Genomic DNA, 13,872 nt, shown 5'->3' with positions numbered 1-13,872 from the left:
TTCGAATACGATATCATTTACAGACAGGAGTAAACCACATTACGTAAGCGTCGTTGAACGTATGGTTCCTGACTATTCAGCAGGTGCTGTGCATACATAACTGTAAGCTCTGAATCCGGATCCATAATAGCCATACAACCAGCAGCGCCGCTCCATCCAAATTCGCCAATTGGACTCAGTGAGCCGCTTCCTGCTTTGGAGATATGTGTGCGAACACCCAGTCCATAGCCGTATCCATACATATGATCCCACGAATAATCAGCACGAGTCATCTCGTTCAGGTGATCCGTTCGCATCAGTTCTACTGAAGCTTGTGACAGAATGCGCACACCTTCGGGACTCGTACCATACCCAGTAAGCGCGTTCAGAAAACGTGCATAATCGCTAACGGTTGATAACAACCCTGCACCGCCGCTTTCCAGCTCCGTACCCACACGGAATCCATTACCATCCATACGTACAGCCTTTTCAAGCTCATCATTGTAAGCATACTGCGGAATCAGGCGCTTCTGCTGCTCATCGTTCAGATTGAATGCTGTATCGTTCATGCCAAGAGGTCCAGTAATTTCGTCCCGAAGATACGTACCAAATCGCTTGCCACTTACTACTTCCACCAAGGCTCCCAGCACATCATGACACATGCTGTAATTCCAGTGTGTCCCTGGTTCAAACAACAACGGTTCCTTGGCAAGCGCTCTCGCGAAATCACGTGTTGGCAATGTTCCATCGGTGCTTTTTACAGCTTCTTGAATGCTTGGACAACCAACGTCATACGAGAACCCGGCAGTCATGGTGAACAAATCACGTACTGTAATGGCTCTTGTCGCCTTTTCCAGTCGGATCTCCCCGTTCGGCATCGTTTTCTTTACCGTCATCTCAGCATACTCTGGCAGATAATCAGACAAGGGATCACTTAACAGCATCGCCCCTTTCTCCACCAGTTGCAGCCCTGCCACGCAGGTCATAATTTTGGTCATGGAATATAGATTGAAGATCGCTCCATCACCGATAGGTGTTTTCTCTTCCAGATTGGCGTATCCATTACGATAATGGAAAACGGTATCATTTCGATGCATCACCAGCACCTCTGCCCACGGTACACGCCAGGATGTAATGCGGTCGATAAATGAAGCAAGCGGTTTAAAATCCATTTTTTCCCGTCCTTCTATGTAAGATCGTTTATCATTTTGCGATGTGGTCCATATTCAATCCCACAATCGACATATTAATAATATACGACCTTTTCCAACGATTGACCACCACCTATATACTCTTCTATGTGCAATTACAATACATATTCTTTGTTTATCACACTGCTGCGCACGAATAAGCCGATCCAGGAAAGGATCGGCTTATGTTGTAACGTTTTAGGCTTCGCCGCGTTTGTTCTCAACCGATTTCATACGGTTTTGATCATCTGATACCCGGTCAACTCTGAACTCTTGACCAGCTTCAACCTCACCATGACCTGAAATATTCCGCGAAAAATTAGTGAACTGTCTTTTTTGTTCATCCAGTTCATGTTTTTGCTTCAAAAGCTCTTGCGGGTCCTGTTTTGTCACTATGCTAACCTCCCATACATACTTGAAGTCATGCAATTTAATTCGTACTACAGAAGTTTTCCATAAGAGAGCTGTACTTATGCATGAATATAGATGAGATGGATATGGTTCCGTTGTTAGTACAGCTAATTTATCCAGTTAAGAGACTAGTTTCAATCCCACAATACTGACGATGATCCCACTAACGATAGCCAATTTCTTAGCATTTTTGGGCTCTTTGAATACATACATTCCTAATAGTACACTGCCCGATGCCCCAATACCTGTCCAGATTCCATAACCAATGCTGATTGGTATCTCTCTCAAAGACAGGGAAAGAAAAATAAAACTTAATCCCAAAAACAGAGCGAACGTAAATGTATGTTTCAATTTGGTAAATCCATCTGAAAGTTTCAGAAATATTACACCGCCAACTTCAAATAAACCAGCCAAGATCAAGAAAAACCAACTCATATCTATACACCTGCCTTTTGTTTAGGTTCACTCGATACAAATTTCAGACCGATGATGCAACTGATTAATATCATGACCAGCACGATTTTAATTGCACTTACGGAGTCCCCCAAAAAAATCATTCCCACAATTGCGGTTCCAAATGAACCAAGACCGGTAAACACCGCATAAGCGGTTGATACAGGAAGTATTTTAGTGGATTTTGCAAAGAAGTAGAAGCTGCCAATCATTAAAATAACCGTGGGGATTACGATCTCGATTTTCGAAAAACCATCGGAGAATGACAAACCTAATGCCCAACCTATCTCTAAGATTCCTCCAAGAATAAGAAATAACCACGCCATAAAACATTCTCCTCTTCTGCATTCATGTTGTTGTTTTGTGATCAACACTTAATTTAAAATAATGATAGTTATTTGTATCATTTGATATAATAATAAACCATCTTTATTTCATTTGCAAATTTAAATATTCGTATTAAATTAACAAGGAAATCCGCCTTTTAAAACTCCAAGTTAAGCTGTGAACAAACAAAAAAGCCAACCAGAAGTTCCTGGTTGACTAACACGTTTAAGTTCATTTTGTTTTTCGTATCAATGAATATCTTTCTTTTTGAAATTGCCGCCTCTTACTTCAGCTACATCGTATACAACTACAAAGGCAGTTGGGTCAATTTCGTGAATGATATCTTTAATTTTACTCTCTTCCATCCGGTTAATAACACAAGTAATTTCCTTGAATTGCTCATTCGAGTAGCCACCGTAAGCCTCGGTATACGTTGCTCCACGGCCTAAGCGATCCCGAATGGTTTCAACCATAATCTCAGGTTGATTCGTAATAATTTTAAACGTTTTGGAGCCGCTCAAGCCCTCTTCAACAATATGTATTACTTTAGAAGCAATGAAATACGCAAGTCCTGACAAGATCGCGCCTTGCAGGCCAAACACGGTAGAAACGACAATAAAGACAAACATGTTGAGGAACAGAATGAGATCACTGGTTCCAAAAGGTACTTTTCGCGAAAGAAGTACTGCCAGCATATCTATGCCATCCAATGCCCCGCCATTACGTAATGCAAGTCCCATACCAAAACCAATGATAATCCCGCCGACAACGGTAACGAGCAAGGTATCACCTTCAATGATGGTTGGTACATGGTGCATCAGACTGGTGCTGATAGCGAGTGAAGCAATACCGATGATCGAATATAACGCAAAGCTTTTTCCGATTTGCTTGTACCCGAGCCACACAAATGGAATGTTAATAATCCCGATGAGCATCCCCAGTGGTAATCCGAACAACTGTGATCCTACGATACTCAGACCTGTGACACCACCATCTGAGACATTATTCGGGATCAATATGGCTTCGAGACCATATGCCGTTATAAATCCCCCAATGATAATCAATAATACTTTGGAGAGGATCTTTAACTTGTTTGACTTTTGTTTTCTGATTTGATGCATTGCATTTCCCCCTTGATGAACAACCGATAAAAAATAGTCTATAATAAAAATCACTGTTTTGGCAATAGAACGTCATTGATGTGTGTTACATCATTGTCCGATGAAAGTTCGATACGACGAAATTTTATGCTCAAGCATCTCATTTGCTGTGTTAAGTATGTGCATCTGTTTTTGAATCGACTCTTTATGCTCCTCCAGCAGCTTCAAACGATCCGCCGCCGTATGCTCCCCTTCCTGAAACAAGGACGCATACTTCTTAATGGTAGCAATGGGCATCTGAGTCTCTTTTAATTTAATTACAAATTGCAGCCATTTCAGGTGTGACTCGTTATATCGCCTGTCTCCACTCGCATCTCGGAGAGGGGTTACAATCTGTTCCTTCTCATAATAACGTAACGTATGTGCACTGATATGGAGTAATTCTGCCACTTCACCAATGGTATGCATGGTTAACCTCCCCTCCATTTTCCCGCTTGACTTAGAGTAAGCTCTAATCAGTATAATCAACTCGTGGTCATATCACAATAAAAAATGAAATCAGATCCAGGAGGAATTCCCATGAAATACACAGTGATTACCGGTGCAAGTTCGGGCATTGGATATGAAGCGGCTTTAGCTTTTGCAGCCCGTGGCAAAAATATGATCCTGGCAGCACGCAGAACCGATGAATTGGACAAATTAAAAGCAAAAGTAGCTGAAATCAATCCTGATCTGGATGTTGTCATTCGTACAGTGGATCTGTCCATTGCCGCTAATGTACATGAATTCTATGAAAGTCTTCAGCCTTATGCCATTGAGACGTGGATTAACAACGCAGGATTCGGGAATTTCGCATCCGTTGGCGAACAACATCTACCCAAGATTGAACAGATGCTTCATCTTAATATAGAAGCTCTTACGATTCTTTCTTCCCTGTATGTACGTGATTATGCAGATGTTGATGGCACACAGATCATTAATATCTCCTCTGGTGGTGGATATACGATTGTAGCCGATGCAGTAACCTACTGTGCGACCAAGTTCTATGTAAGTGCCTTTACGGAAGGACTTGCGCAAGAGTTGAAAGGCAAGAACGCAGCAATGCAAGCCAAAGTTCTCGCCCCGGCTGCAACGGAGACGGAATTTGCGAAACATTCCTTTAATGTAGATGAGTTTGAATATGAAGGCAGAGTTACCAAATTCCATACGGCGGAACAAATGGCTGGATTTTTGCTGGAGTTGTATGACAGTGAGAGTGTAGTCGGCATTGTGGATGGGTTGACGTATGACTTTGAACTAAGAGAACCGATCTTTCCGTATGCTGCGAGAGCAGCCTCAAAACCACAAAATTAACCCGAAAACTGAAGTCGAAGCTAAGTCGGCTCATTACCGGTAAACATTCACCTAACCTCACTGATAAACATCATTAAATCTAATCGTTAAACTTCAGTTAACGTTAAAAAGGGAACCTGTCTCCAGGTTCCCTATTTTCAATTCTATATTAATGCTTACTATATAATGAAGTATTATGCCAGCCTCATTTTGAAATCCTGATATCCGAATTCGCGAACAACTTCGCAATCGCCGTCTTTTCTTTTAACAGCAATCGCTGGAAGCGGCATGCCGTTGAACGTATTGGTTTTCACCATGGAGTAAATCGCCATGTCCTCGAATACCAGACGGTCGCCTTCTTGTAGAGGCTGATCGAATGAATAATCCCCAATTACGTCACCAGACAGACATGTTTGTCCACCAAGACGATACAGATGGGCTTTCTCGCCTACTTCTCCCGAACCGATCAGCGGCGGACGATATGGCATTTCCAGCACATCCGGCATATGGCACGTAGCTGAAGTATCCAGAATAGCGATGTCCATACCGTTTTTATGGAAGTCCAGCACAGAGGTCACCAGATAACCTGCGTTCAGCGCAACAGCTTCTCCAGGCTCCAGATATACTTCCAGGCCATAGTCGTTCTGCATACGCTTGATGCATGCTTCCAGTCTTGGAATATCATAATCTTCACGTGTGATATGGTGTCCACCACCGAAGTTGATCCATTCCATTTGCGGCAACCATTGTCCAAACTTCTCGACAACTGCGTTCAACGTAGTCTCCAGATCGTCGGAATTTTGCTGACACAGCGTGTGGAAGTGTAATCCGGAGACACCTTCCAACATGTTTGCATCGAAATCCTCAAGTTTCGCGCCAAAACGTGAACCCGGAGAACACGGATCGTAGATCTCGTGTCCTTCTTGGGTAGAGCATTCTGGATTGACGCGCAAGCCGACCTTACGGCCAGCCTGAAGCGCCTTATCCTTGAATTTTGCAAGCTGTGAAAAAGAATTGAAAATAATATGGTCGCAGATGGAGAGAATCTCGTCGATCTCTTCTGCACGGTATGCTGGAGCAAAGACATGATTCTCTTTGCCCATTTCCTCATGGCCCAAACGCGCTTCATACAAACCACTCGCCGTTGCACCGCTCAGGTATTCTCCAATCAGCGGATACATCGCAGTCATGGAGAATGCTTTTTGAGCAAGTACGATTTTGGCACCTGTACGCTGCATAACACCGTTCAGGATTTTCAGGTTTCTCTCGATTAGCGCCTCGTCAACAACAAAACATGGTGTCGGTAATTGCTCGAACCGCATTTTAACGAACAAGCTCCGATTCTTTAACTTCTTCTGGCAGCTCATCAACGAGTACCGGGTTGAAGTCTTCTACCCATGGGAGGCCCCATTTGTTCAACTCTTCCATGAATGGATCTGGGTTGAACTCTTCTACATTGTATACGCCTGGTTTGTTCCATTTGCCTGTCATGACCATTGCTGCACCAATCATAGCTGGAACGCCTGTTGTGTAAGAGATCGCTTGGGAACCCACTTCTTTGTAACACTCTTGGTGATCACAGATATTGTATACATAATATGTTTTGTCTTGACCGTCTTTTTTACCTTTGAAGATACAACCAATGTTTGTTTTACCTACAGTACGTGGTCCAAGGGATGCCGGATCAGGCAGTACTGCTTTCAGGAATTGCAGTGGAATAATTTGTTTACCTTCATATTCAATAGGCTCGATTGAAGTCATGCCTACATTTTCAAGAGCTTTCAAGTGAGTCAGGTAGCTTTGACCAAATGTCATGAAGAAACGGATACGTTTCAGACCTGGCATATTTTTTGCCAAAGATTCCAGTTCCTCATGGTACAACAGGTACATGTCTTTCTCGCCAACTTCTTTGAAGTCGTAGACACGTTTGATTTCCATTGGCTTCGTCTCGATCCATTCACCATTCTCCCAATATTTTCCGTTCGCAGATACTTCGCGAATGTTGATCTCAGGGTTGAAGTTGGTTGCAAACGGATAGCCATGGTCGCCGCCATTGCAGTCCAGAATATCGATGTATTCAATTTCGTCAAAGTAGTGCTTCAGGGCATAAGCGGAGAATACGCCAGTTACGCCTGGGTCAAATCCACTACCGAGCAATGCAGTGATGCCTGCTTGTTCAAAACGCTCTTTGTAATCCCATTGCCAGCTGTATTCAAACTTCGCTGTATCATGTGGCTCATAGTTAGCGGTGTCCATGTAATTTGTTTTAGTTGCAAGACAAGCATCCATAATAGTCAGATCTTGATACGGCAAAGCAAGGTTCATAACGATATCCGGTTTAACTTCGTTGATCAAAGCGATCAGTTCGTCAACATTGTCAGCATCAACTTGTGCTGTAGTAATTTTTGTTTTTCCGCCGTCCAGCTTGGCTTTGAGTTCATCACATTTGGATTTTGTACGACTCGCGATGCAGATTTCCTCAAAAACTTCGCTGTTTTGAACGCATTTGTGTACTGCCACGGAAGCAACGCCGCCGGCGCCGATGATTAGTGCTTTTCCCATTTTACATTCTCCTATCCCAATATGTATTTTTTTAAATTGGTTTAATACGATGACAACAAGACAACAAAAAAAGCAAGGTGAAAAATGCCCGCAATCGCGCATCATCACACTTGCTTATCGATATACATCATAAAAAAGACGTGAAGTCTCCATGACCAAAAAAGTTCACAAGAACTCCTTTGGCGGAAAGCTCCTTCATGTATATCAATATTGGATCAGAGTCTATATAGCAAATAATTCGCCTTTACCACTCTTATTGACCGTTTCACAAGTTGATGTGCAATTGCACTGGTTGTAAAGTAACCAACTTATAAAATTTGAGCTTTGAACTCAATCAATAAAGCAACGTAAGTTGCCAATCGGCGTTTGACCCGGCTGTCCGTATGGCCTTAACTTCCTGGTGAAGTGGTCAAAATTATCTGCTGGAAAGCTCTAATTCATATTGATAAATAAACTTCCCAAAATCACAGGTCTTACACTATCAGACGTTGAAAAAAAAATCAAGCAATAATTAAAAATTTTATTTTTTTGTCCGAACGAGGACCAAGATTAAAAATGATATCCTTCGAATACTTTCACGCCTTCTGCGCCCAGTAATTCCCCCACTATTTCAGGCTTTTGAGGACTTTTCTCAATTACTTCTTCATACGTGATCATAATGTTGCTGCCAGCAATTCCCGCTAATTGATCATGTGCCGCTTATGCATTAAAAATTCATCTTTATTCATAATGTGTACCTCAACAACAAAATTTATGTACTCAATTTTATGTTTTGCATTAAGCATGTTCACGCCATTGGAATGCTTCTTGTTCATCCCATTCTATCATCATTATAAATAAAGAGTATGACGACAATTCGTCATACTCAAGTGAGTCACATTTATATAAACGATTAGAATTTTACGGGCAACGATGCCAATCCCTGTGAAGACAAAGCGGAGTGCCATTGAATCTCTTCCTGAGGAACACGGAGCTGAAGATCGGGTAGCCGACGTAAAAGCGTAGTAAACGCTACGTCCCCTTCCACCCGAGCAAGTGGAGCGCCAAGACACATATGGATGCCGTGTCCAAAGGCCAAATGCCGTTTTATTTTGCGTTCAATATCCAATTCTTCCGGATCGGTGAACTGCTGCTCGTCCCTATTCGCTGATTTCAGAAGGGGAATCACAACATCTCCCTTTTGAATCAATTGTCCATCCAACTCCGTGTCCTGTGTTGCATAACGAGGACCTGAAGAAGTCGCGGGGCCGTTATATCGTAGCAACTCCTCCACTGCAGAAGGAACCAGATTCAGATCTTGTTTCAGTTGTTCCAGTTGTTCAGGATGTGTCAGAAGAAGATAAGAACCGGTTGCAATTAGATTGGAAGTTGTCTCATGTCCAGCAAATATTAATAACGTAATCATGGATATTAATTCATCTTCATTCAGTCGATCTCCCTCCTCCTCAATCGCAATCAATTGACTGATGAGGTCATCTGAAGGTTCTATTCGTTTGTTCGCCACAAGCTGTGAGGTGTACTCTGCGAATGATCGCAAGTGCTGCGCTACTGCAGGGTCTTGTTTACCAAAACCAAGACCTTTTGCAATGGCTTCAGACCATACATGGATCTGAGGTCGGTCTTCCTGAGGTATACCCAACATCTCGGAAATAACGTTGATTGGGAAAGGATAGGCATAGTCTTTGACAAGATCCATCTCTCCTTTTCCTTCGAATTGGTCAATCAACTCATCGGCAATTTCCTGGACGCGTGGACGCAGGCTTTCCATATATCTTGGAGTGAACGCTTTGGAAACCAGGCTACGGAGTCTACGATGATCCGGTTCATCAACAAAGAGCATCGACTTTCCGGTAAAAAAAGTCTGGGGTTCCGATGAACCAAGCTCGTCTGAGAGATTCTTTCGAATATCATTGCCACGATCAATAGCGTTCATATCTACCGTAAATCGAGAGTGATCTTTCAGCACTTCCATGGCAACGTCCATCCGAGTTACAATCCAGGTTTGCCCTGCTCCACCCATTGGATTAGGAATAGGGACAACGGAACCTTTGGCACGCATCTGTGCAAACATGGCAAATGGATCTTTACTATTTTCTTCGCTAAACAAATTAAATTCTACTTTTTCTGAGGTCTGGTTATTCGAATTATTCATATAAATCTTCCTTTCGAAGTGAAGTGCTTCAAATCTATGGAAATATATGTTCATTCCGATTATATACTACTCGTATATTTAATTTCAAATATCATAGTTTAAACAGTACAAAACAACTGTTATAACAACAATTTATTAATATACTAATAGTATATTAATAATAACTACAAACAAAAAAAAACAAAAAAGAGGTCGGCTATGAGCCAACCCCCATATTAATTACGTTACTTCACCAGTTCCAAGTACCACCAACAGGCTTCGGTCAGTCTATTGGCTTCAGATTGAAACGCACTGGATTTGTACTCTTTGTGAAACGCTTGAAGCACCACTTCGATAACAGGAATATTTAGATCCTCTTGATCCTGTAATAGCGCTAAAAGCCCCTTCGAAAGTTGCTTCAATGATGCAGATTCCCTGGATTTTTGAACACGGTTGTTGAACTCATCCAATTCGATCAATACATTATCAATGTCCAGACCCATATCATGGTTACGCTGATCGGCATTCAGGAAATAGAGAGACTGAAAGTCGAAAATATGTTCATTTCTCTGGTGCATTGTTCTCAGGATCACTTCAATGTACGTTAGTACTTTTGGAACCACTTCGCTCCATACCGGTTTTTGCGTATTTAGACTTCTTGATGTGTTGGCAATCTGATGTAATATGCCGTAGCACAATATTGCCCCTTCGTTGGCATATAGGCTAATGTCGTTCCCGTATACCTGAATCAAGCGTGTGGACAGCCATTTTAGGTGAAATGTAGCCAGTTTGGCTGAGTTGATCTCCCCGGAATAAAAACCCGTCCAATATAATTCCCATACTCGCTCTTTATTAGGCACAGACATAGGAATCGCAATCTGATCTACGAGCAAATCATAATCCGATGTATAGTGGTTTTGTTCAAGTTCTTTACGAATGAAAACATCCTCTTGCATACGCTGATCAATAATCGAATATAAACAGTCTTCTTTGGAACTGAAAAATTTGTAGAATGTGCCTTTGGATACACCTGATTGATCCAGGATCATCTGGATTGTTGTATTTGCATAGTTATGCTCTAAAAATAGTGCAAGTGCTGTTTCCAATAAACTTTGTTTACGACTACTCATGTCCCGTCATCGCCCCAAGTTTTTCTCTGATTTTAACATTCATTCCTCAGGAGTTGAAGTATTGATTCGCAGTATAGATGCGTTATAAAATTGCACAATGAGTAAATTTGCACAATGGGCAACTAATTGTTATGATAAATCTCACAAAGTGCATATTCAGTAAGTGTGCTCTTCTTAAAAAGTATTAAACCATATTCATTGATATTGGAGGTGAACGCATAAGCGGAGAATAATGATTAAACGAAACTTGCGACATTTGAAAAAAGAAGCGACTGAAAAAGCACTTGCTGGTGCTGCATTTGAACTGACTCTTGAACACGGACTCGATGGTTTTACGGTCGAAGATATCGTGCATCAGGTGGGTTGTTCACGTAGAACATTTGCAAACTATTTCACATGTAAAGAAGAAGCCGTAGCAAGAGGCGCCATATCCGTTCAGAATACAACCGAACTCGAAGAGTTACTTACCCAAATGCCCGACAATGCCTCTTTGCTTGACGTACTGTATAACCTGATCAAGATGCAGCTTACAACAGAACTCTTAGGAAGGCTTCATCAACTAGTATCACTATCTCAGACCTATCCCGTGTTAGAACCACATTATCTTGGAGCCATGCACCGGATGCAGACGCAGGCACAAGATACCTTATTAGACTTATCTAACGGGAAATATGACGAGATCTATACTTATCTTCTGATTAACGCACTATATGGATCGATACTGCCATTAATTGATGGAAGACTCAATGTGTTGCTGCCCGGACAAGTCATTACTGAAGATACCAAGCCCGGTGCTTTAACCTTCGATCAATTTTTGGAAATTACGTTTAATCATTTGCGGGCAGGATTCGAACATGCCAACCATCCACATTCATCATAGAGGAGTGTAAAATAGAGAAATGTCTACATTATTATACAGAGTGGGGAAAACCGCTTTTAGCAAACCTGCAACATTCATCATTGGCTGGGTTTTAATTCTGGGAATTGTCATTTCCATGATCAGCATCAATGGTATTCACATCAGTTCTGAAATGAAGATTGAAGGCACCGAGTCACAGAAGGTTCTGGATCAATTGGCAAAAGAACTGCCAGCCGCTTCCGGCGGCCAAGGAAGTGTTGTGTTCAAGGCACCGGACAACGAGCGTTTGGATACGCCTGAAAATATGGCTGCCATGATGAAAGGTGTTACTGAAGTTTACGGATTAGACAAAGTCATTAATCCTGCGGACTATGCAGCTGAAGCAGGCAATTCGGGTGCTGCCGCTGAGATGGCTCAGAATGCACAGTCTACCGATATGGCGCAATCTGCAATAACCACTCCTCCACCTTATGGACCTTTGATGGTGGATGGTGTTCCAGTGCCAGGCATGTTGATCTCTTCGGATGGAAACATTGCATTGTTCCAGTTCCAATTTACAGTTGAGCAATCTGCCATAACCCAAGATGTGTTTGATTCCGTTATTCAATCTGTTATGACGGTAGAGCAAGGAACCAACATTACGGTCTTGCCCGGCGAAACGCTCAAAACGGTATCCATTGGGGTCGGCTCGGCAGAGATTGTCGGATTGGTCATTGCTGTCATTGTATTGCTGATCACCCTTGGCTCCGTTGTTGCCGCAGGTCTGCCTCTGATCACTGCACTGCTCGGAGTTGCCATTGGGGTTGGTGGTGCGTTCTCCATCTCCAAATTCATCGAAATGCCTAGTGTCACTTCCGTCCTGGCTCTCATGGTTGGATTGGCAGTTGGAATCGATTACGCTCTCTTCATTGTTAATCGTCAACGTCGAATGATCATTGATCAAGGCTTGAGCGCAAAAGAAGCAACGGCCAGAGCCATTGGTACATCGGGCAGCGCAGTATTTTTTGCCGGATTAACCGTCATTATTGCACTGTGCGGTATGCTTGTCATCGGTCTCACATTCTTGTCTACGATGGCTTTGGTCGCAGCTGCCACCGTACTCATCAACGTATTCGTTGCTTTAACCCTGTTGCCGGCTTTACTCGGATTGGTAGGAGAACGCATCTGTTCCGCCAAAGCTCGTGAGAAAAGCGCGAAACATCCTAAAGCCACTAACCACGGAGTCGCGGACAGATGGGTGAAACTCGTTATCAAGAATCGTTGGGCTTCCATTATTGCCATCATCGTCATTCTTGGTTTTGCCGCGACGCCGATCACCAAAATGGAAATGGGTATCCCCGGAGCTTCCTCAGCGAATCTGGATACAACTGCAAGACAAAGTTATGATGCCATCTCCGAAGGCTTCGGAGAAGGATTCAATGGACCCCTTATTCTGGTCGCAGAGCCTAATCAGTCTTCCGCAAAAGTTACACCGGAACTCTTGGGCGGTCTGGTGATGGAACTCCAAGGTCAGAATAACGTTGCACAAGTCACACCGCTTGGTATGACAGAAGATTTGGCTATTTTCAGTCTCATTCCAAAAACAGGTCCTAACGATAATTTCACTAAAACACTGGTCACTGATCTGCGCGCGGCTGATTCCAGCATCGCACAGACCTATGATGTGAAACTTGGAGTTACGGGACTTACAGCTGTTAACATTGATATGTCAGCCAAACTGGCGCAGGTATTCCCTATTTATGTAGGCATCATCATCCTGCTCTCGCTGATTATCCTGTTGCTCGTATTCCGTTCAATCATCGTTCCTATCAAAGCAACGATTGGCTTCCTGCTTAGTATCCTCGCTACATTCGGGATCACGACTGCTGTATTCCAATGGGGCTGGCTGCATTCGCTCTTTGGTTTCGATACCGGCGGTCCGCTGCTTAGCTTTATGCCGATCATCGTGACAGGTATTCTGTATGGCCTTGCGATGGACTATCAGGTCTTCCTGGTCAGCTCCATGCGGGAATCCTATGTTCATGGTCATCGCGGAACTGAATCCGTTGTTCATGGGTACAATCAGGTAAGTCGCGTGGTTGTTGCCGCAGCAGTGATTATGGTCTCTGTATTTGCAGGATTTATCTTCACGGATGATGTCATGATCAAACAGATTGGTTTCACCTTGGCGGTAGGCATTCTGATTGATGCTTTCATCATCCGTATGGGCTTGGTCCCTGCCATCATGGCTATTTTCGGAGACAAAGCTTGGGCACTTCCAAAATGGCTGGATCGCATTCTGCCAAACCTGGATGTTGAAGGCGAGAAGCTGATTGCTTCCCTGAATGCTGAAGAGCATGCCAACACGAAGTCTGGATTAAAATAATCATTCCACAACAATCGTAATGGTAATACCATG

13 protein-coding genes are annotated in these 13,872 nt (G+C 43.0%); 3 read left to right on the top strand and 10 right to left on the bottom strand.

From position 1 onward, the window contains the following. Positions 1–17 precede the first annotated feature (17 nt). The 6 genes from MHB43_RS15595 to MHB43_RS15570 all read right to left on the bottom strand — a co-directional run bounded on the left by MHB43_RS15595 (position 18) and on the right by MHB43_RS15570 (position 3,928). Positions 18–1,151: a serine hydrolase domain-containing protein gene (locus MHB43_RS15595; RefSeq protein ID WP_405132297.1), complete on the bottom strand. Its 1,134-nt coding sequence runs from the start codon at positions 1,149–1,151 to the stop codon at positions 18–20. A 216-nt stretch (positions 1,152–1,367) separates the two neighbouring features. After that, on the bottom strand, positions 1,368–1,562 hold the full coding sequence (locus tag MHB43_RS15590; RefSeq protein WP_405132296.1) for a hypothetical protein: 195 nt from the start codon (positions 1,560–1,562) through the stop codon (positions 1,368–1,370). A 138-nt stretch (positions 1,563–1,700) separates the two neighbouring features. Next, positions 1,701–2,015, bottom strand: a complete 315-nt coding sequence (locus tag MHB43_RS15585; RefSeq protein ID WP_076212062.1) for a multidrug efflux SMR transporter — start codon at positions 2,013–2,015, stop codon at positions 1,701–1,703. A gap of 2 nt (positions 2,016–2,017) precedes the next feature. Continuing rightward, entirely contained in the window at positions 2,018–2,359 is a 342-nt protein-coding gene (locus MHB43_RS15580) for a multidrug efflux SMR transporter (RefSeq protein ID WP_339185056.1), read from the bottom strand. Positions 2,360–2,608: 249 nt separating this feature from the next. Further along, the gene (locus MHB43_RS15575) at positions 2,609–3,481 is read right to left on the bottom strand and encodes a YitT family protein (protein WP_221819361.1); all 873 of its coding nucleotides are present in this window, start codon (positions 3,479–3,481) and stop codon (positions 2,609–2,611) included. 90 nt (positions 3,482–3,571) lie between these two features. After that, the gene (locus tag MHB43_RS15570) at positions 3,572–3,928 is read right to left on the bottom strand and encodes a MerR family transcriptional regulator (RefSeq protein ID WP_405132295.1); all 357 of its coding nucleotides are present in this window, start codon (positions 3,926–3,928) and stop codon (positions 3,572–3,574) included. Positions 3,929–4,039: 111 nt separating this feature from the next. Here MHB43_RS15570 and MHB43_RS15565 point away from each other — a divergent pair, with 111 nt between their 5' ends. Next, positions 4,040–4,813, top strand: a complete 774-nt coding sequence (locus MHB43_RS15565) for an SDR family NAD(P)-dependent oxidoreductase (RefSeq protein ID WP_405132294.1) — start codon at positions 4,040–4,042, stop codon at positions 4,811–4,813. A gap of 173 nt (positions 4,814–4,986) precedes the next feature. Here the strand turns inward: MHB43_RS15565 and nspC are convergent, their stop codons facing one another. The 4 genes from nspC to MHB43_RS15545 form a co-directional block, all read right to left on the bottom strand. After that, positions 4,987–6,114 (bottom strand): carboxynorspermidine decarboxylase, encoded by a 1,128-nt coding sequence (gene nspC, locus MHB43_RS15560; protein ID WP_221819364.1) that lies wholly within the window; start codon positions 6,112–6,114, stop codon positions 4,987–4,989. A gap of 1 nt (position 6,115) precedes the next feature. Further along, the gene (locus MHB43_RS15555; RefSeq protein WP_211083176.1) at positions 6,116–7,354 is read right to left on the bottom strand and encodes a saccharopine dehydrogenase family protein; all 1,239 of its coding nucleotides are present in this window, start codon (positions 7,352–7,354) and stop codon (positions 6,116–6,118) included. Between the two features lie 892 nt (positions 7,355–8,246). Beyond that, positions 8,247–9,506 carry a cytochrome P450 gene (locus tag MHB43_RS15550; protein WP_221819365.1) on the bottom strand — a complete coding sequence of 420 codons (1,260 nt, stop codon included), beginning with the start codon at positions 9,504–9,506 and terminating at the stop codon, positions 8,247–8,249. Positions 9,507–9,730: 224 nt separating this feature from the next. Then, positions 9,731–10,615, bottom strand: a complete 885-nt coding sequence (locus MHB43_RS15545; protein WP_221819366.1) for a TetR/AcrR family transcriptional regulator — start codon at positions 10,613–10,615, stop codon at positions 9,731–9,733. 232 nt (positions 10,616–10,847) lie between these two features. On the opposite strand from MHB43_RS15545, the gene MHB43_RS15540 reads away from it, so the two are divergent. Both MHB43_RS15540 and MHB43_RS15535 read left to right on the top strand, forming a co-directional pair. Next, entirely contained in the window at positions 10,848–11,495 is a 648-nt protein-coding gene (locus tag MHB43_RS15540) for a TetR/AcrR family transcriptional regulator (protein ID WP_237175422.1), read from the top strand. A 19-nt stretch (positions 11,496–11,514) separates the two neighbouring features. Beyond that, positions 11,515–13,839, top strand: a complete 2,325-nt coding sequence (locus tag MHB43_RS15535) for an MMPL family transporter (RefSeq protein WP_405132293.1) — start codon at positions 11,515–11,517, stop codon at positions 13,837–13,839. Positions 13,840–13,872: the final 33 nt, after the last annotated feature.

This window comes from Paenibacillus sp. FSL H8-0317, from assembly GCF_045040685.1.
Classification (GTDB): domain Bacteria; phylum Bacillota; class Bacilli; order Paenibacillales; family Paenibacillaceae; genus Paenibacillus.
Note: the sequence above shows the minus strand (reverse complement) of the source record. Positions and strands in the feature narration are given on the sequence as shown.

Excerpts from the sequence above, each read along its gene's own strand:
- MHB43_RS15595 (WP_405132297.1), bottom strand. The coding sequence starts at position 1,151 with ATGGATTTTAAACCGCTTGCTTCATTTATCGACCGCATTACATCCTGG.
- MHB43_RS15585 (WP_076212062.1), bottom strand. The coding sequence starts at position 2,015 with ATGAGTTGGTTTTTCTTGATCTTGGCTGGTTTATTTGAAGTTGGCGGT.
- MHB43_RS15580 (WP_339185056.1), bottom strand. The coding sequence starts at position 2,359 with ATGGCGTGGTTATTTCTTATTCTTGGAGGAATCTTAGAGATAGGTTGG.
- MHB43_RS15575 (WP_221819361.1), bottom strand. The coding sequence starts at position 3,481 with ATGCATCAAATCAGAAAACAAAAGTCAAACAAGTTAAAGATCCTCTCC.
- MHB43_RS15570 (WP_405132295.1), bottom strand. The coding sequence starts at position 3,928 with ATGCATACCATTGGTGAAGTGGCAGAATTACTCCATATCAGTGCACAT.
- MHB43_RS15565 (WP_405132294.1), top strand. The coding sequence starts at position 4,040 with ATGAAATACACAGTGATTACCGGTGCAAGTTCGGGCATTGGATATGAA.
- nspC (WP_221819364.1), bottom strand. The coding sequence starts at position 6,114 with ATGCGGTTCGAGCAATTACCGACACCATGTTTTGTTGTTGACGAGGCG.
- MHB43_RS15555 (WP_211083176.1), bottom strand. The coding sequence starts at position 7,354 with ATGGGAAAAGCACTAATCATCGGCGCCGGCGGCGTTGCTTCCGTGGCA.
- MHB43_RS15550 (WP_221819365.1), bottom strand. The coding sequence starts at position 9,506 with ATGAATAATTCGAATAACCAGACCTCAGAAAAAGTAGAATTTAATTTG.
- MHB43_RS15545 (WP_221819366.1), bottom strand. The coding sequence starts at position 10,615 with ATGAGTAGTCGTAAACAAAGTTTATTGGAAACAGCACTTGCACTATTT.
- MHB43_RS15540 (WP_237175422.1), top strand. The coding sequence starts at position 10,848 with ATGATTAAACGAAACTTGCGACATTTGAAAAAAGAAGCGACTGAAAAA.
- MHB43_RS15535 (WP_405132293.1), top strand. The coding sequence starts at position 11,515 with ATGTCTACATTATTATACAGAGTGGGGAAAACCGCTTTTAGCAAACCT.